Origin of the sequence: Bradyrhizobium sp. LB14.3, assembly GCF_040547985.1 — a bacterium.
Lineage (GTDB): Bacteria > Pseudomonadota > Alphaproteobacteria > Rhizobiales > Xanthobacteraceae > Bradyrhizobium.
This window is the reverse complement of sequence record NZ_JBEPQT010000017.1, coordinates 78,692-104,090: the sequence shown is the minus strand read 5'-3', so window position 1 is coordinate 104,090 and position 25,399 is coordinate 78,692. Positions and strand designations below refer to the sequence as shown.

General features: G+C 53.7%; 24 protein-coding genes and 1 pseudogene. 11 read left to right on the top strand and 14 right to left on the bottom strand.

Translation table 11 applies throughout. From position 1 onward, the window contains the following. The first annotated feature begins 337 nt into the window (after nucleotides 1-337). Complete coding sequence (locus tag ABIB00_RS26775; protein WP_354106433.1) at nucleotides 338-691, top strand: hypothetical protein; 354 nt, start codon at nucleotides 338-340, stop codon at nucleotides 689-691. A 99-nt stretch (nucleotides 692-790) separates the two neighbouring features. Beyond that, nucleotides 791-1,246 carry a hypothetical protein gene (locus tag ABIB00_RS26770; RefSeq protein ID WP_354106432.1) on the top strand — a complete coding sequence of 152 codons (456 nt, stop codon included), beginning with the start codon at nucleotides 791-793 and terminating at the stop codon, nucleotides 1,244-1,246. Nucleotides 1,247-1,366: 120 nt separating this feature from the next. Here the strand turns inward: ABIB00_RS26770 and ABIB00_RS26765 are convergent, their stop codons facing one another. Next, nucleotides 1,367-1,738, bottom strand: coding sequence for a hypothetical protein (locus tag ABIB00_RS26765; RefSeq protein WP_354106431.1), 372 nt, complete (start codon nucleotides 1,736-1,738; stop codon nucleotides 1,367-1,369). 608 nt (nucleotides 1,739-2,346) lie between these two features. Beyond that, the gene (locus tag ABIB00_RS26760; RefSeq protein ID WP_354106430.1) at nucleotides 2,347-2,868 is read right to left on the bottom strand and encodes a rolling circle replication-associated protein; all 522 of its coding nucleotides are present in this window, start codon (nucleotides 2,866-2,868) and stop codon (nucleotides 2,347-2,349) included. Between the two features lie 515 nt (nucleotides 2,869-3,383). Between ABIB00_RS26760 and ABIB00_RS26755 the strand changes: the two genes are divergently transcribed. Next, entirely contained in the window at nucleotides 3,384-3,776 is a 393-nt protein-coding gene (locus ABIB00_RS26755; RefSeq protein ID WP_354106429.1) for a hypothetical protein, read from the top strand. Between the two features lie 7 nt (nucleotides 3,777-3,783). Here the strand turns inward: ABIB00_RS26755 and ABIB00_RS26750 are convergent, their stop codons facing one another. Next, complete coding sequence (locus tag ABIB00_RS26750) at nucleotides 3,784-4,023, bottom strand: helix-turn-helix domain-containing protein (protein ID WP_354106428.1); 240 nt, start codon at nucleotides 4,021-4,023, stop codon at nucleotides 3,784-3,786. A 306-nt stretch (nucleotides 4,024-4,329) separates the two neighbouring features. On the opposite strand from ABIB00_RS26750, the gene ABIB00_RS26745 reads away from it, so the two are divergent. Continuing rightward, complete coding sequence (locus ABIB00_RS26745) at nucleotides 4,330-4,776, top strand: hypothetical protein (RefSeq protein ID WP_354106427.1); 447 nt, start codon at nucleotides 4,330-4,332, stop codon at nucleotides 4,774-4,776. Nucleotides 4,777-5,119: 343 nt separating this feature from the next. Here ABIB00_RS26745 and ABIB00_RS26740 read toward each other — a convergent pair whose 3' ends face one another. The 3 genes from ABIB00_RS26740 to ABIB00_RS26730 form a co-directional block, all read right to left on the bottom strand. Continuing rightward, nucleotides 5,120-5,443 (bottom strand): hypothetical protein, encoded by a 324-nt coding sequence (locus tag ABIB00_RS26740; protein ID WP_354106426.1) that lies wholly within the window; start codon nucleotides 5,441-5,443, stop codon nucleotides 5,120-5,122. A gap of 76 nt (nucleotides 5,444-5,519) precedes the next feature. Then, nucleotides 5,520-6,929 (bottom strand): esterase/lipase family protein, encoded by a 1,410-nt coding sequence (locus ABIB00_RS26735; RefSeq protein ID WP_354106425.1) that lies wholly within the window; start codon nucleotides 6,927-6,929, stop codon nucleotides 5,520-5,522. Nucleotides 6,930-7,716: 787 nt separating this feature from the next. Further along, complete coding sequence (locus ABIB00_RS26730; protein WP_354106424.1) at nucleotides 7,717-8,160, bottom strand: hypothetical protein; 444 nt, start codon at nucleotides 8,158-8,160, stop codon at nucleotides 7,717-7,719. 506 nt (nucleotides 8,161-8,666) lie between these two features. Between ABIB00_RS26730 and ABIB00_RS26725 the strand changes: the two genes are divergently transcribed. After that, complete coding sequence (locus ABIB00_RS26725; protein WP_354106423.1) at nucleotides 8,667-9,188, top strand: TIGR02594 family protein; 522 nt, start codon at nucleotides 8,667-8,669, stop codon at nucleotides 9,186-9,188. Nucleotides 9,189-9,918: 730 nt separating this feature from the next. Here the strand turns inward: ABIB00_RS26725 and ABIB00_RS26720 are convergent. Further along, a complete protein-coding gene (locus ABIB00_RS26720) occupies nucleotides 9,919-10,698 on the bottom strand; it encodes a DUF7689 domain-containing protein (protein WP_354106422.1) in 780 nt (259 codons plus the stop codon). An 877-nt stretch (nucleotides 10,699-11,575) separates the two neighbouring features. Here ABIB00_RS26720 and ABIB00_RS26715 point away from each other — a divergent pair. Then, a complete protein-coding gene (locus ABIB00_RS26715) occupies nucleotides 11,576-12,151 on the top strand; it encodes a hypothetical protein (protein ID WP_354106421.1) in 576 nt (191 codons plus the stop codon). A 108-nt stretch (nucleotides 12,152-12,259) separates the two neighbouring features. On the opposite strand, the gene ABIB00_RS26710 is transcribed toward ABIB00_RS26715, so the two are convergent. Together ABIB00_RS26710 and ABIB00_RS26705 are read right to left on the bottom strand one after the other, a co-directional pair. Beyond that, the gene (locus ABIB00_RS26710) at nucleotides 12,260-12,478 is read right to left on the bottom strand and encodes a hypothetical protein (protein ID WP_354106420.1); all 219 of its coding nucleotides are present in this window, start codon (nucleotides 12,476-12,478) and stop codon (nucleotides 12,260-12,262) included. Between the two features lie 343 nt (nucleotides 12,479-12,821). After that, nucleotides 12,822-14,810 (bottom strand): ATP-binding protein, encoded by a 1,989-nt coding sequence (locus ABIB00_RS26705; protein WP_354106419.1) that lies wholly within the window; start codon nucleotides 14,808-14,810, stop codon nucleotides 12,822-12,824. A 568-nt stretch (nucleotides 14,811-15,378) separates the two neighbouring features. On the opposite strand from ABIB00_RS26705, the gene ABIB00_RS26700 reads away from it, so the two are divergent. Further along, a complete protein-coding gene (locus tag ABIB00_RS26700) occupies nucleotides 15,379-16,812 on the top strand; it encodes an Eco57I restriction-modification methylase domain-containing protein (protein ID WP_354106418.1) in 1,434 nt (477 codons plus the stop codon). Here ABIB00_RS26700 and ABIB00_RS26695 read toward each other — a convergent pair. Beyond that, a complete protein-coding gene (locus tag ABIB00_RS26695; protein ID WP_354106417.1) occupies nucleotides 16,809-17,816 on the bottom strand; it encodes a BsuBI/PstI family type II restriction endonuclease in 1,008 nt (335 codons plus the stop codon). The genes ABIB00_RS26700 and ABIB00_RS26695 overlap by 4 nt on opposite strands. 120 nt (nucleotides 17,817-17,936) lie before the next feature. After that, nucleotides 17,937-18,218, bottom strand: a complete 282-nt coding sequence (locus ABIB00_RS26690) for a winged helix-turn-helix domain-containing protein (RefSeq protein WP_354106416.1) — start codon at nucleotides 18,216-18,218, stop codon at nucleotides 17,937-17,939. A 235-nt stretch (nucleotides 18,219-18,453) separates the two neighbouring features. Between ABIB00_RS26690 and ABIB00_RS26685 the strand changes: the two genes are divergently transcribed. Further along, the gene (locus ABIB00_RS26685; protein WP_354106415.1) at nucleotides 18,454-19,098 is read left to right on the top strand and encodes a recombinase family protein; all 645 of its coding nucleotides are present in this window, start codon (nucleotides 18,454-18,456) and stop codon (nucleotides 19,096-19,098) included. A 201-nt stretch (nucleotides 19,099-19,299) separates the two neighbouring features. Further along, nucleotides 19,300-19,998: a hypothetical protein gene (locus ABIB00_RS26680; protein WP_354106414.1), complete on the top strand. Its 699-nt coding sequence runs from the start codon at nucleotides 19,300-19,302 to the stop codon at nucleotides 19,996-19,998. 49 nt (nucleotides 19,999-20,047) lie between these two features. Here ABIB00_RS26680 and ABIB00_RS26675 read toward each other — a convergent pair whose 3' ends face one another. Both ABIB00_RS26675 and ABIB00_RS26670 read right to left on the bottom strand, forming a co-directional pair. After that, a complete protein-coding gene (locus ABIB00_RS26675) occupies nucleotides 20,048-21,028 on the bottom strand; it encodes a hypothetical protein (protein WP_354106413.1) in 981 nt (326 codons plus the stop codon). Further along, nucleotides 21,003-21,968 carry an HNH endonuclease gene (locus ABIB00_RS26670; RefSeq protein WP_354106412.1) on the bottom strand — a complete coding sequence of 322 codons (966 nt, stop codon included), beginning with the start codon at nucleotides 21,966-21,968 and terminating at the stop codon, nucleotides 21,003-21,005. The genes ABIB00_RS26675 and ABIB00_RS26670 overlap by 26 nt, the downstream gene beginning before the upstream one ends. A 76-nt stretch (nucleotides 21,969-22,044) precedes the next feature. Here ABIB00_RS26670 and ABIB00_RS26665 point away from each other — a divergent pair, with 76 nt between their 5' ends. After that, a complete protein-coding gene (locus ABIB00_RS26665) occupies nucleotides 22,045-22,623 on the top strand; it encodes a hypothetical protein (protein WP_354106411.1) in 579 nt (192 codons plus the stop codon). A gap of 81 nt (nucleotides 22,624-22,704) precedes the next feature. Here the strand turns inward: ABIB00_RS26665 and ABIB00_RS26660 are convergent, their stop codons facing one another. Then, the gene (locus ABIB00_RS26660; protein WP_354106410.1) at nucleotides 22,705-24,429 is read right to left on the bottom strand and encodes a recombinase family protein; all 1,725 of its coding nucleotides are present in this window, start codon (nucleotides 24,427-24,429) and stop codon (nucleotides 22,705-22,707) included. A gap of 33 nt (nucleotides 24,430-24,462) precedes the next feature. Here ABIB00_RS26660 and ABIB00_RS26655 point away from each other — a divergent pair. Beyond that, a pseudogene (locus ABIB00_RS26655) lies at nucleotides 24,463-25,371 on the top strand (YifB family Mg chelatase-like AAA ATPase); the annotation flags it as partial. Between the last annotated feature and the right edge of the window lie 28 nt (nucleotides 25,372-25,399).

The following is a 25,399-nucleotide window of genomic DNA, read 5'->3' as shown; positions in this document are numbered from 1 at the left end:
GTTCAAACCGAGATCAGCCGCCAGAGAGAGCGCTGTATGCAAGCTCGATTTCTGAAGGGCCCAATCCCTATGGACGACCTTTCCGCGGCCTCACGGCTCCCTGGCCAGGCGCTTGCGCTTTATTTGGCCGTTCGCCATCGGTGCGACATTTCGCGATCTGCCGCGGTGACCCTGCCGGCACCGCTTCTTCGCCAATTGGGGATCAACAAGGACGGAAAGTCGCGCGCTATCCGGGCCCTGAGTGCGGCTGGTCTGATCATGGTGGAGCAGAGGCGCGGACGATCTGCTCGGGTCACCCTCGCATCCAATTCGTCGAAGTGATCGGAAGGCTGCCGCGATGACGTATGAGGAAGAGTTCGAGCATGTGCTGCTTGAGCGAACCGCAACTGCTGCCGGACTGACGGGTCACTCGTTCTCTGGGCTTATCAAGCTTATCAAGAAGGCGGGCGCAGTGGCTGCCGCAAGCCGTTTGATCGCGCCTACGTCAAGCAATATCGGACGATTCCCAGTTGGCATGCGGGTCCTTGCTCGAGCGGGCTTGCTGCACTTGTCTGTGGAGCAAGCTGTAATTGAGTTCGGAGAGGCTGGTAAGATCTTCAGCCCGGAGGAAGTCCGTGAAGCAAAGCAGCGGCTCGAGATGGCTCGGATGGTACTCAAGAGAGTCCAGAAGCGATTCGCTCCTGCATCGTAGGCAGGACAGAACCGGTCGTAGACATTAACCAAACAATCATGTCGCCCTAATCCGGGCCAAATCTCGTCTAGGCTCAATGCCTCGGTGTGGGGCATCGCTGTGATCAGGATCATCGTACTCGTATTGATTTGTGTCGGTGGTGTCGGAGCTATTGCCGCCGCCACGTCCAAGTCTGCTCCGGTGCCAGCACCTTCGGTCGTTTATCCTGCTGTAGTCGGCAATAAGGCTGATCGGCTGTCGCTGGCCAGCATCCAGGACATCCAGCCGACAGTGAAGCAGGTTGCCCTTGGTTACACGCCGCCTTCCGAACCTCAATTACCGGCTCAGCCACCTCCAAAGGAAGTAGCTAAGGCCAATGCTCCAGAATTCCTTCCTCGCCACTGGCACGATCTTAATGACAAAAGCGCCAGTGTGAAAAGGTTGAAGTCCGAACCATCGAGAAAAACCTCCGGTAACGGCACCTCCACCAAAGTCGCTGAGTCACAAGACTGTCGAACAGATGGCCTTGGCTCTTTGATGCGTAAACTCAACTTACAATCGGCGTGCGGTCGTTGACGCTCATTGGCCTACGCTCACGCGGGTTCGAAGAGGTCGTCTAGCTCTTGATGCACAATCTGAAGCGGACAAGGAGCGAAACGACGGCGGGCCAGTGATAGTGAGCAGAAATTCTGCCCCTCACTTCTTCTCGGGAAATTCCCTTGTGAAGGTCGCCGAGCCAAGATTTGAATTATTGGGCCCAAATGCGGTGACAGTGATTTGATATGAGTGGCTGCCGCTCGGCGGACTTGGTGGCGAATAGTTGTTCAGCGCTCCACAAGCCACCGTGGACTGCTCCTTGTACGGCACCGTTCCCCCGCCATGATTGTAGCTGGGGACTTGAAGATCGACCATGTGGAATTGCAGTGTGGCTGTCCCCTTCGGCACACCGTTCAACGCGAACACCGGAGAGCTGAGACCGCACCATCGAAAGCTCATCGAAAATGCCGATGCATTCGCAGTGCTTACGGCCAAGAAAACCGTCGTATAAACCATCAGCCGGACGCGCATTTATCTCCTCCAGTTTGGTTCGGTATCAGAGTTGATTAGTTCCAGCGTTGCAATGCGGCTCGGGCCGACGTGACCTACGGGGATTCGGACTTGGTCGTCAGTGGCAAGCGAGGTTGGCTGGTCATTCCATCTCTGGCCTGCACCACCCAAGAGCTGAGGGGCCAGACCTACAGAGGCTGGTACTATCGTTGGTGGCCCAATCCGATACCCAGCTTCAATGCTTTCTGACGCAATGAGCCTACGGACCTCTTCGTCAGCTTAGCAATCTTGGTTACAGGGGTTTTAGCTTTTGAGTGAGCCCGTAGCTCTTTCACGTCTTCCTTGGTGTATTCCCGTCTAACTGTCTTCTTTGATTTTTTGGCCATGCCAACTCCGATTAACTGGAGTGGCCTTCTATCATGATTGGTTCAATGCGCAACTTGTTTGCCTTGTTACCTAATCGCACTCAATGACTGTGCGTTCGGCACTCTGCGTTTTGATTGTTGCTCTTCTATCGCCGGTTTCGGAGTGCAGTTAGCTACCTCTTGGAGCGCAGTTAGCTATTAAAGCGTCCCCACACCGAGACGCTTTCTGCTTAACACGAACGATCGGTTGCCTGAGAGGAGACTTCACTCAGCAATCAGTTGGCAATTTGCCCAATCTATAGAATCGAGCAGCGAACGCTTCTGTCGCTGCTTTAGAATGTAATCGGTCCAGCCAGCATCGGACTGATCTTGGACATCGACTTGGTGATATCCGAAATCGGTCTTCCACCATTGCTCGTGTATGATCGTTTCGAATTGCGAGAACGGGCAGTTGTATGGCCGGTGGATGATGCAGTGAAAGTGCAATCGGTGATCAGCGCTCATCTCGAGTACCACCACCATCAACAGCCGCGAGCCGTACCGCTTAGCCCGACTGCCGAGTAAGGCATGATTAAGCCTATTGCGGAAGTGCCTGAAGTTCTCTGAAGCAATTATTGGGTCAGCTAACCGTCCGCCGGCACGTTTCTTCATCGTTAGCGTGACAGCTGCGGGGTTCTGAAACTTGATGGACTTTAAAAACCTCTCCAGATCGTCACGGCAGGCGAACGGTTGGTAGGTCATTGATATCGGATTGGCGGCCAGCGCTTTTTGCGTCGCAATCGACACAGCGTTCGAAGCAGGAAGTGACGAGACTTGTTGCTAAGAATAAGGACCGACCCAACTGGACCAGTCAGAACGAACTTCTCCTCGCCACCCAACGTGAGACCACGAGGACTTATTGAGTAATTGCCGTGCGTCTTTCGGCTGTATAGCGCAAGTCGCAGGTCCTTCAGATCGTCGTAATGCTGTGGCTCGTTTTGTAGCAGCCAGACGATCACGTGGGTTGGTATGTCATTTGCGAAGCGACTTGGCTTCTTTGGTTTGGGTCGAGGTGCTGGCGGCGGGTCAGGTGGTATTGGGTTTCCCCAAAGGTCATGTGTTGCTGGCATTAAGTATCTCCGTTTCGTGATGAACTGGGATTGCGAACCGACGATCAACTGCGTCAGCTCCAACGGAGATATTTAGAATTCTGTCGCTAAGCCCTTCGGAGACCAGGACGATATTTTTGACCCACTGCGCTGTTGTCTAAACGTCAAATCGGGAGGACGGGCAGCTCCATCGTCAACCGATGGGAGCCCACGATGGCCAAGACTTCGATCTCACTCGTCTCAGTTCAGAAACCGACTGCTAATACGCCGATACTTCAGCGCCGCAATAAGCTGACGTCCAACATCGATCAGCAGATCACGAAGATCGGGCTGTTTCGCGATGGAAAGCGCATCTCTAGAGAACAATTCTGGGTCGATGGCACGGGCGCGATTTTCTTCCAGCTTCGCTACGGCAAGCAGCCGCTCGAGTTGGAGAAGGGCAAGAGCACGTTGAAAGCATCGACGTTCGATGATCTCGTCGAGCAGCTTGACCAGATCAAGACAATCGCGGTCGGTGGCGGTCTCGATGATGCCCTGGCTGGCTGTGCCAACGCCGTGAGGTCGAACTTCAAAGCGGCCAAGGACAAGAAGGCGGGTAAGAACTGAAGTCCGGTCAATCGGGCTTTCGCTTTGCCGGGCGCTTGGGTGGTTTTTGAAAGAATTCGGCAGGTTCAACGCCCAGGACGGCGGAGAGCTTGTCGATGATTTCAAGCCCCACATAGGTGGTCGCCCGTTCAACCCGACTGACATAAGCCCGATCGATACCGGCATCATGCGCCAGCTGCTCCTGCGAGATGCGGCGGCTGTGCCGTACCCGGCGAAGATTCGTCGCAAAAAGCTGGCGTAGGTCCATGGACCCAGCCAATCAATCTGTGGTTTATCACGGCTTTAAAGCCGAAAATGGAGGGGCGACTTGGCTAGCGACAGACGGTTTGCATGGGTTGCGGGGCTATCCAATCTGCCGAGGCAAGATTTTGCAGTCGTGTGGCGCTTCACGATATGCGGCATCAAGAGACGTTGACGGCGAAAGCTCATGTATTTCCGAGCCCGGGGACGGGCAGCATCTCGATGCAATCTACAATCGAGCACAGGTGTTATCCACGTTGTCTTGATCCACATCCAACTCGGATGATGTGACAACATCGGAGTAGGTGTTATCATGATGAAGAAGCTTTTGTTAATCGCATTGGCGAGCTCGCTGCTGGCATCAGGCGCAAACGCTGAATGGAAGTACGTCGAGAAGGTCGACGAGATGACCGGCAAGACGAAGGCGATTATTCTGTCAGAGCAACGTAATCGAACTGGTGCTGTTGCTTACGTCACAGCAGATTGCAAAGCCCCAGAGAAGATAGTCTTTGCTGCGTTATTCACAGACGAGCAGGGCGAACCAATCAAACTGTCGAATCTGAAGTTCCATGAAGAAATGGGCAGATGGAGGGTGCAGGTGGGTCGCTATCGTATCGACGAACAGAACGCCGGCGGTTGCCACAGAATCCGCAATGCAACAATTCGAGAAGCTGTATGGTGGTGCGCTTGCTTGGGCTGCGATCAACGGCACTCACTCGATACTGCCAGTCGCTCGATACAAGAACATCAAGCTGGTTAAAGCCGAATTCATAACCGAGTTCGGCGAGATTGTCGTCACGATCGACACGACAGATGCGAACGTCCAACGGCTGTACAAAAGCTGCTTCGGCAGCGAATAGGAGGATATGACGGCTACCGGCTGCTGAGTTGAAGTTCGTTCATGGGTTTGAACCAGACCTGATCGGGATCGTGTGGATCACCTTCCCGGTTGAGAGATCCACCACAACATCTAGTCGTCGTCGCGACGCGTTGTTTAGACGGGGCGCACTCGATCGTAAAACGTTCAGACGCTATTCGCATTCTCATAAACTGTACTACGCCACAGCATAAGTCGGACGCACAGGGTAACTTGGGGAGAATCCTCATCCCGCGATACCTTCGGTGCGAGCTGTTACGCGGCCGGTGATATCTGCAACGGTGAATTTAGCTTCGACTCGCTCCAGATAGCTGCCACGCCCTTTTTCTGGGAGCACCAATACGAAGTCCTGGGTTGCTCCGTGATCACGTTCCTCCGCAATCAGTCTCACGGACAAGCAGTTATCGCGCCTTATGGGAATGTCGACATTCGTGTTTTTCACCACGATGTTCGGTCCGTATGCGACGGCCCCGATCGGCGCTTCAATCGTCAGCGGTAGATCGAAGCCCGTAGTGTTCTCGAACACAACGTTCAGAAAAGTTACGCTCATTGTCGAACCCTCCCGTATGTGCCTCCCGATGACATCTTGCTCGCCCCTGGAGGAGTAAGCTCCCAAGTTAAACTTACTAAGGCTCCTTTGGCCTTCGACGAACCATTCGCGGCTTTTTTCCAGCGATTAAACTGGAGAGGATCGCTCGCTGGAGGGGCTTTTCGAACAACTCTTTGGGCGGCGCTTGCTTACTTTTTGACTTTTTGACCCATGAATCAATCGTGCGATCTACCGCTTTGGCATTGGTTACCGAAGGCGAACGAGCCGCACGCTTTTTGATCGTTGGCAGCTTTCGGGTTTTCACGATGGAGTCAATCACTGAGAGAACTTCGACATGCTCAAGTAAAAGGCCGTGATCCTTGGCCTGCTTCAGCTCGCAACGATTGGCCGGACGGGTGTATGCATGCCAAGCCGCCCAAGCTGGTACAGTTCCATCCCCTGGGCCGGGTATTCCAGCAATCGGACTGGGTTTGGTCGCGGGATCCTTGGCCCAAAGTAGCTCTACAGCCGTATTCGCGTCTAGTGATGATCTAACGTTAAAATACACTGAGGCAATGTTCGATTGAAGCGGCTGGGCTACTCTAATTAACTCAGTCCGAGCGCGGCTGAGAAATTGCTTGTGATCTTTGACCGGCTGAGGCCATCGGCTCATCATGCTAGGGTCATAGGGATCGGTGTCGGAATTATCTGCGGGATCATACTCCGGATAGCGACTTAACCCGAGTCTTCGACCATCACGTTTGTAAGTCTCCTTCGGCAGGAACATCAAGGTGTACGGACCAGGAAGAGAGGCTGTTATATCGATTACGTCAGCCTTTCCGTAGATCTTATTCAACAGATCCTCATCACCGCGAAAATATCGGTCCTGTTGAGTGGATGTTCCGTAGAACGGCGTTGCAATAGTCACGATTCCCCTGAAACCCAGGTTGCTAAAGCTACGGTCCGCTAATGCATAGGTACAAACGAGGCCTCCCATGCTGTGACAGACAACTGTTAGATTTGGGATCGGATCCTTTCGATGCACCGCAAGTATCTCCTTTTGGAACTTGTATATAAAGTCCCTGAAATACGTTGCGCTTTCGGAAAGTGGTCTGCGCCAGTCAAAACCAAACACGAAATAGTTCCAACCTTCGTTGTAAGCATGATCTCCGAGTTCTTGGTATGGTGTTTGTGTTATGAATTTGAGAGGTCCATGCGCCGCGACCACATGAGAGTCTTTGTCGCGTTCCTCACTTCTCCCTACTTCGATTTTCAAATTCCGTGCGTCGCGCTTTGGCCAGAAAATTCCCCAATCAACCCAGATAACATCGTTGATCACATTGGGTTCTCTCCCGACGGGATACTCCGTGCGTTCCAACTGAGAGCCCATGCCGCCGGGCAACAGAATTACAGTGGGTTTGTTTGGATTATAGCTGCTTAAGAGAGATTGGAGTTGGTGATCGTAATATCCTTCGATCTTCAATTTTCGGTATGATTCGTAAGACATCGTACCCCCTCATTCGAACGTCCTATTGTGCTCTTGATGAATCAAAATCCGACACGTCACCCTTTGGATGAGGCGATGTTGTACATCCTCGGCATTGACGGTCGTTCGGTTCAGTTCATTCGAATTGCTTTCCGTGGAGCATTCCCATGCTTGCTATACCCGTTAGGACGGAGTTCGCAGCGAAGTCCGGTGTACCGATATCTGATGCCCTCCAAAACTGGACCCGGACAGTATGAAAATTTGTCCGCAATGCTGCCGGTAAGGCAGATCTCATTACGGGGTAGCGGCGCCGGACGTGCCTGCGCGATATTGAGTGTTTCCCCTAGCCTTGTCCGAAGCAGTAGGCAGTCGGGCACTTACCAATAAACGCATCCGCATCTTCTTATCCGGGAATCGACGCCAGACTGGGCATGCGAGCCACACTAAGAACGGGGGACGTTAAGACGGGCGCAACTATGATGCGTGCCCAACTTGGGGCGTGTCTTGCTGATCTTCTAACAAGAGTGTTGTACCCACTGCACATCGCTTTGGGTCCATTGTTGTTTGATACGGTACTATGACCTCGAGTATTTAACCTTTCAGCCGTGAACGAATTCTGGAAGGCCGTGAAGTCAATAAAGAGCCCAGCAGATTGCACACTATCGACGGCACGCCGCGCTTCTGCAACATGCCAGACAACAGCAAGGCGCCAATGCGTGGCTGCCGTCCCACTCGGGCGATCTTCTCACCGAGCGAGTTTATGTTTGCCTTTGTTAATCACGCATGTCTCCATAGGAGATGACATCAACTATGGTTGCCGAATGCACGTTACGTCGAGAAATTCCGCGCCAGTTGCTTCGAGATATCCGACATTTACAAAATTGCCATCTGTGGAAGTGTTGGTGACACCACCGACTATAAAGCCAGGTTGTTGGGCTAGAATCTTCAAAAGATCTTCTCTGGGAGATTGAGTTCCGCTTTTCAACGCGTCTTCAGTAAACTTCTGCGGGTTGAAGAAATAGCATGCCAGTTGATCTCGGGGCTCCGCGGGAAAAACGGAGGCGGTGCAACTAGATTCTAATGTAGGCGCAAACACTTTCCTGCAGATCTGCATACCTGTTGATTCCATCTGGCAGCGCGGACGAAACTCAATCCCCGACTTGCTAAAGCTACAGATATACTTGCCTGCGTGAGCGGGAATTGCATTGACGGTCACAAATGCTGCTAGCAGCATCGATTTGTACGGCCACATGCTCTGTATCCCTTTGTGAGTGCGTACCTCTTTCGGTTAGAATTTCTCCAGGCAAGTCATTATTGGGGGACGCAGCTTAGCGATCATCTTGCCTCGATTTGGAAGACGTTCTTGCTGCACTGCTCAGTTGATTTCAAAATTAGCACCGCCTTTTAGCTAGGCGTGCAGCTCGCATTACGACCTCCATAAAAATGAAAATCGAAGCCTAATAGAAATCGAATAGATAGCTTGCCGCAATAGTGCAACCTATATGAGAATATGAAGTTTGGTCAAGACCTTTCGTGTCGAGCCCTTCCCGCGCGGTGCGTGCCGACGTCGCAGGCGGTTCAGTACGTCAACTGCGTGAGCTGATGCTCACACGAAATAAGTGGATGGCGAGTTGGTGAGGCGGTGATGCTGCACTAGCTAACTGAGATTCAGCTCATTGCAGTAAGCTCAGAATGAGTACTTGATTGCACGCTGCGATTGAGCAATTTTTTCCGAGAAGCACTTTTCAGGAGGTAACGATGGCCAAGAGAGCAGCGAGACGTTCGTCTGTCAGTGAGCGTAATCTAGTGCTTGCAGACGCGATACTTTCGCCTCGAGGAAATCCTCGCTGGGTTGACACCGCTATGGCTGAGCTTGGTGTTCGAGATTATCCCGGCCCTCGTTATAACCCACGAGTTGTAGAATATCTGGCAACAACAGGATACGAAGACAACGATGACGAAACGAGCTGGTGCTCAGCGTTCGTCAATTGGACACTCGCGCAGAATGCAATACGCGGAACCAATAGCGCAGCGGCTAGGTCTTGGCTTAACTTTGGACAGCGGCTCGTTGAGCCGCGACCCGGCTGCATCGTAATTTTGTGGCGCGAATCTCCGCAGTCTTGGAAAGGTCATGTCGGATTTTTCGCGGGCTGGGATGTTGGGCATCGCGTTCGCCTTCTCGGCGGCAATCAGGGAGGCGGTTCGGATTGGGATGAGGTGTGTGTCACGAATTTTCCTGATGAGCGAATTTTGGGATTTCGGTGGCCTGCAGGCGTTTGAATACGGGCGACCGATATCAGATCACAATTGAAGGCTTCACGGTGATTGTTCGCGTACGATCGCCGCAAATTGTGCGAACGGGCAGTGGTATGGCCGGTCGATAATGCAATAGAGGTGCAAGCGATAGTCGGCACTTGTTTCGAATACCGTGACCATGGATAGCCGCGCGCCATGTCGCTTTGCGCGGCTGCCAATCACGGCGTGATTCAGACGATTGCGAAAGTGCCAGAAGTTCTCCGAAGCAATAACGCGTCAACGGCCCGTGATCCGGCACGCTTCTTCATCGTAAGCGTGACTGCTGCAGGATTTTGAATTGCGCCGAGTTGATAAACCTCCCCGATTCCTCACGGCAGGTTGTGGGACAAGCGATCATTGAGATTTTATCGGCGGCCAGCGTCGCTTACGGCGCAGTCGACACAGGTTGCGCAGTAGAAAGTGGCGTGACTTGTTGCTCAGTAATAGCAGAGGCCTTGCGGGGCCGGTGACGACGAACCTATCTTCGCCAAGCAAGTTCCTGGACCTACCCGGCAACAAGAGAGACATCAAGGGGCGCCACGATTGTGTCCCCGAACGAATGAGGACAAGCTCAGTCGTAGAGGAAGCGAGCCAGGGTTACGCCGTCCAGCTCCAACACACATTATCGACTAAAGGGCGCCGTCCAACGGTTGCTTCGTGCTCTCTCCAACGTTGCTTTGTGCACAAGCGATTAACAAGACGTTCTTTAGATACACTACTCTTTTGGACTCAAACTAAAGTCCGCGCCCATCCGGTTGAATGCAAGAGACCTGAGATCATGCTCAGTCGAGTGCTTCGCCAAAACAAGCAGAACGAATAGCTTATCGCCAGAGGCCTCTTTTAATCGATCTCGAATTAAATCGGCCGCGGCGGCACCGTTTAGTTGAAGCGCGGAAAATTCTGGCCAGCCTTTGACGATCTCTTCAGCTACTTGCGGAGTGCTGGCGAGCCACAAATCTCTGAGACGGTTCTCGTTGAGCACGTTATCGATGAGCTTGGAGATTTCGGGCGCCTCGCCGGTCATCGCCATAGCATGCTCCGGTCTCTTGCGTAAGTAGTAGACGATACTACCATAAATATCTGGCACGCTGTTTGGCGGGTGTTCAACAACGGGATAAGCACCCCATTTCGATCTTACTCGGGCGACGCTGTTGCCAGACAACTGTATAATGAATCCACTGTGCGTAATCTGACCGTTTTTTACGTATACGACGGCGTCGTTCAGTTGCAGAGTGCCCGGAGTGAATAGATAATAGTCATCTCGCAAGAAAGGGCCAATATCGTTGAACCAAGCATGAGCCGACGCATGGACAAATGCATGGCAGTTATAAGTTCTCGTGGAGGTGCCAACAACGACGGCACCGGAATAATTCCGTTCAACTTCAGCCTTGAGCTGAGCATACGCGGCCGCCGCGTCATCTGTTCCTGACCAGTGAGAATCGGGGGCTATGTTGCCTTTCGTAGTTTTCCAATCTGTGTAGGGATTGTATGGCATACTTTTCTCCCTCCAGATGATCCCCGCTTGAACTTAGAAACCTCCGTATATTGTAACCTAAATGCAGCCGCGGGGGCTTGGATTGCCTCATGATAGCGCGGTAACCCGCCGATCGCAAGCACTGCGCGATAGAGCGAGCCGCTGCAGCCTTGAGCGGTGGCAGCAATGGAGTCACAATGGGACATCTCCGCCGTGAGCGACCAACGGCTGAATTGACCTCGGTTCGCTCAGCGGTCCTCCCATTCGTTTTTTGGAAGGTGCCTCTAACCAAGAGAGCCATCCTGAAAGAGATCACCCGCCTGCGTGCCGCTCAATAAGCTGGGCCTTCCCATAGCCTGCGTCTCCGGCTGGGATGTGCTCGTGGTATGGGAGCGCGAGACGATCGATGAGAAGGCGCTAAGGGCAAGGCTATGCAAGTTCTTGAAATAGAAAATATGCGGTACGACTACAAAAAAGATTTCGAAAATTCTCTAGAACACCCTGGAATGGCTTTGCGAGGAGCGCTTTTCAAAAATGCGCGTCATCGAATTGTAGAAGTTACTTAGGGATCGCGAGACAGCGACACAGCTGCCATGCGAAGGCGGCCATACACGAGTTCCAGGTGAAGCGCTGGCCGGAGGCTGCGCCGCGCCGCAGAGCTTGATCCTCTTGATAGGTCATTTCTTTGGAGTGAGAGAAACCCGACTTTTGGCTTCTGACTTCTTGCCCGTAGGCAATCCGCCTGCTTGGCCAAGGGATCAGTGCGAGCAACGCGTAAAGGTTGTATCGCCGTTGGATTTTCATTAAGCTATGGGCGCCCAACCTTCTCGTGGGGCGGCTTCGTCTTATTAGCTCCGTCTTCTTCGAAATTGGTAGTCAGCCACACAGGAGTATCAAGATGAATGATCAAAAGTACTTCCTGCCCGCAATACACCGCCGCGGTTTTTTGTTGACCTTAGGCGTAGGGACATTTGCCATATGGACGGCAAATACGGCATTCGGACAAAAAGTCTTTGATGTAGTACCTGGTATTCGCACATTAGATGATAGGGACAAGTATCAAAGAACCACATCGATGTACGTACAAAACGACACGCCGGCCGCTATAAAAATCTGCTTCTTACAAGCTACTTGCCGCTACGATTTGCCGCCTCCATATTACAAAGATACCGGCTCGTTCATTGCCGGTGTGGATCAGCCTAACGGGGCCAGCATCGCCATTGATCCATGGGATGTCGGTGGAAGGCATGCACCGATTGCGGCAACGGCCGGTAACGGTACCTGTAAGCTCACTTATCAAGGTAATGAAACTGATTTAACACTGAAACCGTATGCCGAAGCGCCAGAGGGACAATTCTACCCCCAGTTGGGCTGGGTGCTAAAGGTCGAGAGCAGCCCTTCCGTTGCTGGAGGACGGGTTGATATCTTCGTGGCGACTCCTATCCTTGCTGGAACTCGCCCGATCACACGTTGAAGAGGGAACAGCCGGTAAGCAAAAGCCGCCCAACGGGGCGGCTTTCCTTTTGTCCGCTCAGCAGTTCAGTGAACTAGCAGGGGCGCCAGCCTGATACGCAAGGCGACATCACCATTCTCGACCGGCTTGGCCGCAGACTTGCCAGACAGCGCCGTGAATGTCTTTGGTCGCTAATTCAATCGATCGCCCCCTTATAATCGTGCCGCGAAGCCGCGCCAGATAGCGACCGAAACTCTTGGTGGCAAACACGCCGTTTCGTCCGATGAAGCCCGCAAAAACCTCTCGCATATCTGGGCTTTCAGATACGCTGTGCGCGATTTCACGCACCGTAAACCTGCCGGTCGGAAGTGCGTCGATGATCTCAGCCAGCTCCGCTTTCTCGGATCGTCTGACCGCGTTGAATCGATATCGCCTCGGCAGTCACCCATGCCCAGCCAGATCAGGGCCGATCGCACTGGGCGAGAGCTGCGCGTCCACGGGTCACTATCGAGAGCCGATGGCTGCTCCTGCTACGATGTGCCGAGATTGCGCGCAGGCAAGAGATATTGTTGTTATTGTGATAAGGGACCGTCAAACATAAACGCTGGCTTACCATTTAAGACCGCTCTCCTGTGCACGGGCGTCTCCACCCAATTCCCTCCTAATCCGTCGTAGCCTGCACCGATTAGGGCTATTCCGCCGCTTGGGCAGCAGCGCTGAGCGCTTGACGAACCTCCTCTGGCAAGAGGCCGAGCTTTGAAAAGAAGCTTTGGTTACGCAGCTCCGCGTCCCTAAAGACCTTACTATAGCTCAACACCCTGATGCTTGCCTTGTGGTTAGGCGAAAAGCCATAATAGCCAAGACCATCGGGAGTCGGATTCTGCGCGACGCTGCGCTCGAACTTGCGTCTAGCGCCCACACTCAAATCGCAAACAATTATGCACTCAAAGGGCGTCTGTTCGTTGATGTCTGAGACGATAGCTCCCTCTATGTCCCTGACAGTGCGACTGCGCAACCTCTCGATATACTCAAGCACCTGGTCTACCGGATCACTCGAAAGTTTCTCGTCTCCTGGGCGCTTGAATTCTATTATCACGATGGGATCATTGGTACCCTCCCGACGAAACCCGTAGGGATTGAAAAATATCAAGTCCGGTTCTTTACGCTCTCCGTCGACTCCTAAGGCTGAGAGCGCTTTGTCCGACGCAAAGAAAGAATAGTAAGAGAGCAAATCATCGACTAGCCAGAGATTGTGCTCATCGTAATCTCTTGCATCCAACATTTTCCCCATGGGGCATATAAGTTCATGAACAGCTTGCTCCCAATGATAACTTCGCTTTTCGGCGTCAGAGTATCGGAGCAACGATCGGGCTAGCTGTATTATTTGATGTCGCTTTATCGTGTACTCCGCTAGGCGCCGCTTCGCGTCGTCAGTCACCTTCTGCACTAGCTCGTCAATTCGCTTTCGCCGAGAGGGCTCATCTTCGCCATCTGCCTCCCGACTTTGTAGTGATTTGATTTGAGATTTTAACTTTCGCTCATGTCGATATAAGAGTGTGAAGAGGGTTTTCCCTATGTCCTCCTCCGACATACTCGGAGATAGTCCTGACACATACGTTTCTATGTTAGTGACTGAAATTGCAAGTTGCGGGTGCTCTTCGAGAATATCTATGACTAGACGCTTTTGTTCCTTCCTGATGGTGGCGATGTGCGCATCCAGAAAGCGTTCGACTGAGTCCATCGCTGTCTCGATGATGGCTTCCATCTCACTTTCGAGCGCCTTGAAGCCAGTTCGCTCCTGATCAACCTTAGTGTCTAAGAATTTCCCATGTACGACACAAACGTAGGCTTTGCCGTTTTCGAGACTTCGCAGGGCAAACTTTTTCTCTATTTCTATGCTTCTCACTACTCGGCCCTGTGCAGCCAAGAGGATGGCGTTCGATAGCTCTTGGGATATCGATTTCTCGATGTACACGTGAGAAATCTCGATGCTTCCAATGTTCCCGAATGGCACATCTATTTTCTCCTTCGCAAACACGTCGACCTTGGAGCTTAAGTAATCACCGATATCCAGCTCACGCCGGCCAAACATGACGTTCAGTCGTGGCATGCTGCCAGCTATAAAGAATGGGAAGAAGTGATGGCAGATGTGTCGAGCGAGGATGGAACGAGTGACACCAGCATTCTGATCAGGCTTGATTTCGCTCAGCATGATCTTAGTGCCGACATCGCTAGCTTCGCCTTTGGCTTTCGTCAGCTCGACCAGTGATTCATCTTGGTTGGGATCAAACTTGAACGCGACCTGCTGATACTGATCGAGACCAACTTCGACCGCGCTCCTAACTCGTATCTCGTTGAAGACCTTTACCCAAATTAGACGGCCAACTCCCTTGCCACCAATCGTGTATTTTTGTCTCGTGTCGCATGTCTCGAACGCTAGTAGATGAGACGGCGTAAGGCCGATACCATTATCCGAGATCGCGATGTATTTGAGCGACTTGTCAGCATTCAGATCAACCAGCACGTTGATCTCACCGCGATTGGCGAATTCCGCTCTCCCGAATCGCTCCTCTACCGCCTGGATGGCGTTGCTGACGGCTTCATAAATCGAAAATAGCAGAGCAGTTTTGCCATCCGGCAATCGCATGTTGCCGATACGCCCCATCACATCAAACTTCATTTCCGCTCCTCCCGGCCCGCGACAACCTTAGATGGCGCCTAGGGCCGTAGTCTAGGAGAATGTGGCCCCCAGTCACGGCTGTTCACCGGGCCACGGCAGCGTGGGCGACATAGCTTGCGCTGCCAGAGGTTTTAGCGTGTCGAGCTGATTCCATCGTCGATCGCCCGCAAGAGGGACCGAATGGTATCCTTTGCTCATTCCGCTGATGTGGTGGAGGTCGCTCTAACAATCTTGAGCGGGTGACCAATAGCAAAGTTCGTCGCCTATTTGAGAATAACTACTGAATGACGCAGGGGTCTCGACAATCGGTGGTGCTCGCCAGCGCCAGAGCCGTTCTCGTCTCAGATCGCAACTCTTCGCCTCGGCCAAATGCCGGTGCAAAGATCGAAATCTTGTCGCTGAAGCAAAATTTTCCAGAGTAAGATAGATTCCTCGCAGTCCGTCGTTTACCGCGCGTACCCTTATGTTGAAGGGTGATCCGCTAACCAAGCGAAAAATTGGGAAAATGATAGCAGTAAGACTCGCCGATCATTCGAGAACGCACGTTAGCGCGACGCTCGATCCGGCCATGCGCCGCAAGCTCGGCCAGTTTATGACGCCTACGAAGGTTGCGTCCTTTATGGCCGCGCTGTTTCTTGACTTACCAAAGCAGGTACGGTTGCTGGATGCAGGTGCAGGCGTTGGCTCACTCACTGCCGCATTCGTCCATAAAGCTTGCTCGCGAGCTGATCCTCCCAAGTCGATCGACGTAACAGCGTTCGAGATAGATCCCAAGTTGGTGCCACACCTTGAGGCTACGCTTGCTGCTTGCGCAGCGGAATGCAGCCAGAAGGATATCGAATTCTCGTCTCGCATAGTTCAAGATGATTTCATCTTGCATTCGGCTGAACCACTCATCGCGACAAATGCGAGGGCTGAGAGCTACAACTGTGCGATCTTGAATCCTCCTTACGCTAAGCTGAACACCAGCTCTGCATGGCGTCACGCACTACGACAACTCTCAATCGAAACCAGCAATCTTTATGCAGCTTTCGTTGCCGTGGCACTCGTTCAACTTGCGCCCGCGGGTCAAATGGTCGCCATCACTCCGCGGAGCTTTTGTAACGGGTCGTACTTCGAGCCGTTTCGTCGTTTTGTTCTAGCTAATGCTGCTATCGAACGAGTTCACGTTTATGAATCTCGACGGAAGGCATTTGAAGATGATGACGTGCTTCAGGAGAACATCATCTATCGACTGACTAACGGAAGTATGCAGCCTCCTGAGGTGGAGATCTCGTCCAGCGAGGGTCCGTCGGCGGAGGAGATCAGGATTCGGCGAGTTCCATTTGCCGAGGTGGTCAGACCAAATGACCGTCACTGTTTCATTCGGCTCCCCACGATGGACGCCCATTCCGCTCTGGCGCAAAAGATAATGTCGCTTGGCGCCGTTTTGAGGGATCTCGGGCTTACTGTCTCAACGGGCCGAGTTGTTGATTTTAGGGCCAAGAACCACTTGAGAAAAGAGCCGGAGCCAGGAACAGCACCGCTAATCTATCCGGCCCACTTCGAAGATGGATTTGTTGCCTGGCCCAATCTCGAGAGCCGCAAACCTAACGCTCTCGTGATAGACGACTATACAGCCGACCAGGTTGTTCCACGAGGCACCTATGTACTGACGAAGCGGTTTACATCGAAAGAAGAACGCCGGCGCATCGTTGCAGTCATTTATGACCCCGGTCGACTCAATGCCGATGTAGTCGGCTTCGAGAATCACTTGAACTATTTCCACAAGCAGGGACATGGATTGGACCCCCTGTTAGCAAGGGGTCTGGCCATCTTCTTAAACTCGACTGCTGTGGACCAGTTCTTTCGGGTTTTTAGCGGACATACGCAGGTAAATGCGACTGATCTTCGAAATCTCCATTACCCCGATGCTGATCAATTGCTCGCACTTGGTAAGAAAATGGGAGACGCCATGCCGGACCAGGAAACGATCGACGGGATGGTTGCCGCTCTCATTTAGCTTTGCCCGAAAGATTCCACCTTCAGCTGCCTGGCGGGATCGCCTTGTATCCAGATAAACGTTCCGACTGCGATATTTTGGTGTGCGCCTTGGCGCGAAGCCGCTTCCTTCCACGTTCGGTAAGCTGTCGTAAAATTGATACCGGACTTTGATGCTCGCTTCGCCAGCAGCTGAAGCTGGTTCACCTTGTGAAGATCAACTTCCCCATCGCTTGTAACGGCTTCGATGACCCAAAGCCTGTTGGAAGTGGGATTCCACAGCAGCACGTCTGGCATTGCATCGGCCAACGTGAGCTCAACTCCGGCGTCTGCAAGCCGCCGTCGATCAGCATCCGTCACGCGATCTCCGTCGCCATCATCAACATAGATGACCTTGTAACCTGGAAGGAATTTTGGCGCGTAATACTCAATTGCCGCTTGGATAAGATCGGAATGACCGGTGTCCACAAGCAGACGCGATGCTTCGGCCATCTGAGCCTGGAATTCTCGCCGCTGACGTGCCGCATCTTGGCTTGACCAGAATGCCAGCATGGCCCGCCACTTATCGTCAGGGGCTTGCAACACAGCTTTGAAGTCTTCAGACAGGCGATAGGCAGAGTTCGGCGATTTCGCTATGACATGGCCAGGAATGAATTCGCCGGCATACAAGGTAATAGGTTCGATGCCGCCCAACTCGCGCAGCGGCTTAATCCAATAGTCCCGGCCCTCTCTGTCAAGCTTGCTTTGGCCTCGCTGAAGAATGCCAATGTGGCATGCAAGATGGGCCGTGGAAGCTCCGTCTGCAAATTTGGCATTCGGTGGTGCCTTGCCAAACCAGCTGAGAGTCTCGTTATCCATCAACGCAAAAACGCCATCAACCAGGTCAGCATTTGTCCCATGGTCGAGTCGCTCGAGCACTTCACGTATGCGATTTTTTGATACACCCTGAAGCTGGTTTGGAACGGCTAAACGTCCCTTGCTTAATCGTTTCTCTCTGATCCTCGTAACATCGTCGTTAAGCGCCACGGAATGCCCCCTAGCCCAGCCTTGTTGGCGGGTACATGGCTGATTCTAGCGCTAGTTGTCACTACCTCCACTTGAGAAGAGCTGTGTGGTCCTGCCTAAAGTTAGATGTAAAGATTCTCGCTACGGCTCTGGGCTTTTCGCCGTGCCCCCAACTTCGACCAAACGCTTCAAGAAGTAGCGCGCGGGACCCTCTGTGACTCTTACGAATCGGGATCTTTTGCCCTGAACATCGGTCATAATTGCCGAATACAGCGTAGCAAACGGCGTTTTGCCCGTTCTCGATCGCAGTTCCCGATCGTAACCTTTACTTACAGCTATGGTCCAAATCTCGTGCGGAGATAGAGGCCGCTGCTCCTCCTCTAAGATGCGCTCCGCCAAACCTAGGAATGTCAGACTTTCCATCGCACGATCCGCAACCCGAACACAGCCTACTATAGGGCTGGCTCTCGGGTCCATCATATGAGTGGAGCCTCCCGCAGCGAGGCCAGTCTGCGTGGCGCCAATCCCGCTGAGGCAAACCCTTTGGAGGCACGATCGGCGCGGTGCGATCGCCACGGCCAAGCCTGCAAGGGATCTTGGCTGTTGTCAGCTTTGTGCGCTTTAGTCGATGGCGATCTCATCGATTGGATGGGGTACCATGACGAAATTCATTGCCTATTTCCGAGTTTCGACCGAACGCCAGGGCAAGTCAGGACTTGGCTTGGCCGCTCAGCACCGCAAGATATCCGAGTTCGTTGCTGGCACCGGAACGCTGATCGCCGAATTCTGCGATATCCAATCCGGGAAGGACGATTCCCGCACAGAATTGCAGCGGGCCATTCAGCTGGCCAAGCGCGAGAACGCGAAGATTGTCATCGCTCGCCTCGATCGATTCTCACGCCGCGTCAGCTTCATCGCCAGCATCCTTGAGCAGGGCATAGGCTTGGTCTGCGCCGAAATGCCCAATGCCACTGATTTCCAGCTGCACATCTTCGCTGCGCTCGCCCAAGAGGAACGCCGGCTGATCTCCGAACGAACGAAGGCCGCCTTGGCGGAAGCGAAACGACGAGGCAAGATTCTTGGATCAAACGGAAGGAATTTGGCCGCGAAGAACCGCAAGGCCGCTGACGAATTTGCATCACAGCTCAGGGCGAAGTTGGATGCCGATGCTGTGCGGCGTTCTTACAGCGAGATTGCCCGGCATCTGAATGATGCGGGGGTCACGACAGCGACAGGCAGGAAATTCTATCCGCAAACGGTCAAGAACTATCTGACCCGGTCTTTTATTGGTCCAGGCGACTGAGGGGCAGACCCAGCGCTCGGAGTTCGCCGAAAGCCCCCGACGGTTACCTGGCGAGATCACAATTCGTGCAATGAAACTGTATCTTGCGGCGCCTCTCTTCGCGAGCCAATCGTTTGCTTCTGAGATTGCAAGGTTCCTTGTTACACGAGAGTCTATTTTCTGAAACAGAATAAACTGCTTCGGATCTAAGGATCATTCCGAATGGCTGATTACGATTATAAAGAGGGGCGCGACTACTCGCTAGCGACTAATTGCCCCGAAACCCGCTTCGGAATTCTTCTCTCCCAGTTGGGGTCGAAATTCATCGCATGCCAGCGAGACTACGTAAGATGCTTTTTGCACGAAGACGCGGCTCAAGACTTGGGATACTTTTATAACGAAAGGGCGAATATCGGCTTTCTAGCCGCAGCCGCATGGCGTCAACGAGGTTGGGTTGCTATTGAAGAATTCGTTTGCGACAAAAGGGATCGGATCGAGAAGGGAAAATTTGCGAGAGGTCGAGCCGATCTTTATGTCGGCGTGCGCTCGGACAGGAAAGTAACATCGATCTCGATCGAAGCTAAGCAATGCTACGTGCAGAATGGTAGCTCACTGCGGGCGGCGCTTGATTTGAAACAACCTAAATCGGCACTTTCGAGAGCTGTGGCGGATGCTCGTCATGGAGTGGATGCCGACCACCAATGCGCTGCTGTATTCGTTTGTGAGACGCTGCGATACAATCAACACTATGAGAGACACGACCAAGAGATTTCGGAGGCCTTCTACGAAACTTGTTCGGGATTCGGAATGCCATGGGTGGCCTTCGCATATTTCCCTCGGGAGCAGTACGCTTGGGAAAAAGACAATCGCGGAGTTGAAAGGCGTTATCCAGCGGTCGGAGTAGTAATCGTGAAATTGTAACGACCCATCGCTAAGCTCGTTTCACCCTCCACTCCGAGCGCGTCGTGTATCATGCGGAATCGGTGGCATTACGACGTGCGTCTGTGGCATCGCGAGCCGCATCAATCGTGGGATGCGCTCCAGATAACAGTGTATCAATAGCACATCGAACTCGGGTGTTGCGGACGATTCTACCGGACCTAACAGGTACTCGTGGGCACATTGCTGGACCAAGTTTATATACAAAGTGGCTGCTATCAATGTCAGGCCAATTGGGATTCAACGATTTCAGGTTATTCGCAACTTGGAATGCATCGACATGATGTACTGACTTCAGCTCACCTCCGTATCGAAAGCCCATGTACGTCGGCGGGATTGACGGCCAACCTCCACCGGGCCCCACGGGATGAAAATAGCTATTGTCGATATTCACTACATCGGTCCAGGTGTATGACCGCGATGGATTTATGGGCTGGCTCGAAAGCGATACGACGTACACCAAATTATCATCGGCTTGTTGCACCATCACGTAGCCTTCCAAATGCGCCGAAAGCTCAGTTAGCCAAAGTTTCTCGATTGGGCTGCGAGTAATCGATCGTGCGCTTACTGTTGCGGCGCTCAGCATGGTCCAAGAGATGTGCTTCAGCGCAATCCCGTTGATCGAGAGGGGGAGTCGCCGTGCGTACTCTTTTGATGCGGCGGAAACCGATACAAGCATTCTATTCCCGGTGGAGACTGAAAGACGAGTGCTATACCGGGTCATTTGCTCGACACTGGGAACGTCCCACCCCCTTTTGGCCTCGAAAATGATATGGAAGTTGCCGGAACTGGAAAGCTCTAAGTCTGAGAAGCCGCGGTCCTGTCCAAAACGTTGGAGATGGATGACCACTGAGCCGTCAGTTTCATCTACTTCGAGAATCCGGAGTAGAGCTGACCGAAGAGCTGGGCTTTTCTCGAGCGTCCACCCCAGTGCGAACGTCACGGCGTTTTCGTTTGAACCCACAAGCTCGAATACTGATCGAGGTTCAGCCCGTGATAGCTGGAGAATCATAGGTCACTCTCCTGTCCAGTTCATTCCGAGCCTGCCAACGGTCCCAACGCCAACTAAGAGCTTTGACGTGTGGTTTTCTCGGAAGAGCTGCCAGTGAACTGGAAAGTATACCTAGGTCTTCAAGTGTTAGCTCGCTAGCGGCCAAGAGCACATGCGTTTCGGGATGAATTACTACGAGCTTAGCATCGTAAGCACGGTGATGACTGGCACAAAGAATCAAGCCGTTTCTCTTGTCATCGCTGCCACCGGCACTAACGTCTACGATATGCGCAGCATCCAATAGTTGGCTTGCTCGGATTCCACACATGCAGCACCGTGACTCGCCGTAGTACTGAAGGACATCATACTTAAATCGTGCCGCCCGTTTGGGTCGGTTAACCCGCCTCTCCTCGGCGGAACGAGAGACCGTTAGAACGAAATCGTCTTCATCAATTTCGTCATCTGCTTGAGTCTGATCTGGCTGGTCGCCGAAGCTGATAAAGAAAAGTCCAAGTTCATCATCCCATTTTTCTACCCAGGCCAGCTTAACAACGCGGTTTTGTCCTCGCTGTGGGACGATCGTGAAGAACAGCGGCACGCGATGACGCCCGGCCGCCTTCGTTGCCTCTATTTCTGCACGATCGCGACCAAGTGTTCTTGTTTTCGGATAGTGATAGATCGCCCCATCATCAAACAAGTCGTCAGCATAGGCTGCCCCCGAGTGTAGCAGCCCTACCGTAATTCCATACTCGCAGCCAGCCACCCCTTGGGTAGTTGCCTTGTCGACCCATATACCTCTGCCCCCGTAGAATATCTTCAGCTCATTTAACACGGACGCTGGCGCTGATGATGCATCCGTCTTCGCCGCAAGCTCGATCCAAAGCCGCTTTCGCCGATCGTTTTCTTGATCAAGAGATGCAATTTCGCCCGACAAAGTAGTCCCTTTAGTGCTCGTGTTCACTTGGACCCATATTGAATGCTGGTTGCGATCTGTGGTTGCGTAGGCCACTTTAGTTAGAGCGCGAGGTTAGGACAAGATGGCAGGAAGGGAATCGCCCGACGAGAAAGCTCGGCGGATTGCGACGGTCAAGGAGGCGAAAGGCATTCTGCCTATGCACTGCGTGTTTTACGAGCGCTCTATTTTGTACTCGGCTTCGCGCTCACAAAAGGCGTTCATGAGATATGACCAGGGCCTCGAATCGGGCGCGACTGCCGATGAGATTGTATCTTCTGTCCATGAAGCTTTGTCTCATGCGGCCTCGCTGTCTCGGTTTTTCTGGCCAACGAGAGCGCAAGGAGTGGCCTCGAGTCGCGGCGAGCAGTTACGGCGCGCATTCGGGGTTGATCATCGCTCTCCCTTATATGAGAGGGAGTTGAGGAACGCGCTTGAGCATTTCGACGAGCGTCTAGATGAATATTTGTTGTGGAATGATGCCGGTTATTTCTTCCCTGACGCTAGAGTGGATACTCACGAGTTGGCTGACGAATTGATTGGGCACATTTTTAAGCTTGTTGACCCGTCTCGCCAAATATTTGTTGTGCTAGGACAGAAATTCTATTTCGACCCGGTCCGACGAGAAGTAAAGCGAATCCTAGATTTGGCTATAAGCAGGTGAACACACATAGTTGCCTGACCCAACAGTGCGGTTTGTCCATAGTGGGAAATTAACATCTCTGAGTGACCTATTTGGGCATCTTTATTTCCCGTGCGGATCTGGTTCGTCGGCCGGCAGTTGGACGACGCTGCCATCAGCGGAAAGCACGTCGAAATCCGGCGCCTTACCGCTGATCTTCTGGACGAACTTCGCGGGATCTTCCGGATCGACAAAGAGTGTCATGCCTTGACCGTCTCGGAAGACGACCTCAAACCGCTGTGTGTCAGGGTCCACAGTCAGGCGCAACTCGCTGATCAACGATTGCAGCCGCGATGCTATCTGAGCGCGGAGTTTGTACACGTCCCCGCCTCGGGCGGCACGCACACGCTCGATCAGCCCCGCAACCTGGTCTGGACTGTTGTAGTACGTCAGTGCCGTTTGGTCGAGAATTGCAATCTCGTGCCGCAGTTGCTGCTGCAGCTTCTTTGCTTCTATCAGCTCCTGCTCGCCCTTCTTGATGCTTTCAGCCAGCAGCTCACTCCTAAATTCCGCTAGGGTCATGCTGGTTTCTATGGCTCGTCGTACGTTTTCCTGAAGAAGTTTGATCTTGCCTTCGGCAGCCTCGATCTGGAAAGCGAGCTCGCTTCGTTTGTTCGAATGGTCGCTGGATTGAACCAACGATGCCAGATCAAGCTGCTCGACGAATGACAAGAACGTTGATTCGAACTGGTCATAACGCCAACGGCCTGTCATCTCGCAACCGTTGCCACGGAGCGCCTTCGAGCACACAAGATACGTTCGCCCTTTTGGCGGCGCACCTTTGTCCAGGTAATGCATTGGTTCACCGCAGTAGTCGCAGACAGCCAGCTTCGAGAAGAGATTCGTATACTGCTTGCCGTGTCGTCCGCCTCGCGGCCCCGCCTCTTTCTTGTGTTCGGGTTGCGCTTCACGCCAACGTTCAAGCCGCCCGCGCTGAGCTGTTTCGAAGACGTCCTGTCGGATAATTCGAGGAAAATAGTCCTGGATCGGCTCTCCGTCAGGAATGCGCTTACCGCTCTCCATGCGATTGGGCTGGAACGTACCGGTCGCCGCAGGGCTGCTGAGGATCTTATTGACCGTCGAGTTTTGCCAGCCTCCTTTGCCCATAAAGGTAGGGATGCCATCGGCGTTAAGGCGGCGTACGATCGTGTACGTGCCGTACCCGTTCGCTGCTTCGTCAAAGATCCGACGGACGATCGCTGCCCCCTCCTCAATGATCTCGAAACCGCAGCGGTCCGAGGAAAGGCGCAGCCAGCTTGGGCACCGAGCCGTTAATTTTTTTTGGCCAGCGCTTGTCCGCTTAGCCGCCCACGCACTTTTCAGGCGGTGGCTTTTCACGTCCGACTCTTCGTGGCTGCGCTGCATGATCGTGAGCGCCATCAGGAGGCGGTAGAAATCGAGATTCTCCTCGGTGAAGACTTCAAGCGGGTTCAATGTGACCAATACGATGCCCGCATTGATCACCTCCAAGAAGGGCTGGAGGGCTTTCGCTGGTGCTTGCCGGCTCAAGCGATCAATTGATTCCACCAGCAAATAGGAGCCTCTTGAGACTTTTCCCTTTCGGATCACCTCCAGAAAGGTGCCGAGTGCCCCTGACGCAATATTCGCGCCTCGAAAGCCGGAGACACCGAGGTCCTTCAGCTCCGTCAGCTGCAAGCCATGCTGCTCTGCGTAGGCTCGTGAGGCCTCAAGCTGCCGGCGCAGGCTGTCGCCTTGTAGCTGAACGTCCGTAGACATTCTGATGTAAGAAAATGCCTTAACAGGCTCGTTTTTTGGTGAGCTATCCATCTGAAATCCATGCGAAATTTTACATTATTTGTCCACCATATTCTCATGATCGGCGCCCCCGGCGCCGGCAAATCGATGCTCGCGGCGCGCCTGCCCTCGATCCTGCCACCGCTCTCACCCGGCGAACTGCTGGAGGTCTCGATGATCGCCTCCGTCGCCGGCGAGATCGAGGGCGGTGCGCTGACGGCGCGGCGGCCGTTCCGCTCGCCGCATCATTCCGCCAGCATGGCCGCGCTCACCGGTGGCGGCATGCGCGCAAGGCCCGGCGAGATCTCGCTCGCGCATCAGGGCGTGCTGTTCCTCGACGAGCTGCCCGAATTCGATCCGCGCGTGCTGGATTCGCTGCGGCAGCCGCTGGAGAACGGCGAGGTCTCGGTGTCCCGCGCCAATCACCGCGTCACCTACCCTGCGCGCTTCATGCTGATCGCGGCGATGAATCCCTGCCGCTGCGGCAATGCGTTCGAGCCCGGCTATGCCTGCAAGCGCGGCCGCATCGATCGCTGCACGGGCGACTACCAGGCCCGCATCTCGGGGCCGCTGATGGACCGGATCGACCTGCGCATCGAGGTTCCCGCAGTGACCGCGGCCGATCTGATCCTGCCGCCGCCTGCGGAGGGTTCGGCCGAGGTCGCCGCGCGCGTGGCGGCGGCGCGCGACATCCAGCTCGCGCGCTACGCGGATGCGGGGCTGCCGAAGGTCCGCACCAATGCCGAAGCGCCGGCCTCGGTGCTGGAGGAGATCGCCAAGCCGGATGCGCAGGGCCAAAAACTGCTGCGCGACGCCGCCGAGACCATGCGGCTGTCGGCGCGCGGCTATCACCGCGTGCTGCGGGTGGCGCGCACGCTCGCCGACCTCGACGGCGCCGACAAGATCGGCCGGCTGCACCTCGCCGAGGCGCTGTCCTACCGCGCACTCGCGGAGGATGTGCGCCAGATGGCGTGATGTGAACGCGCATCAACCCGGCGGTAAC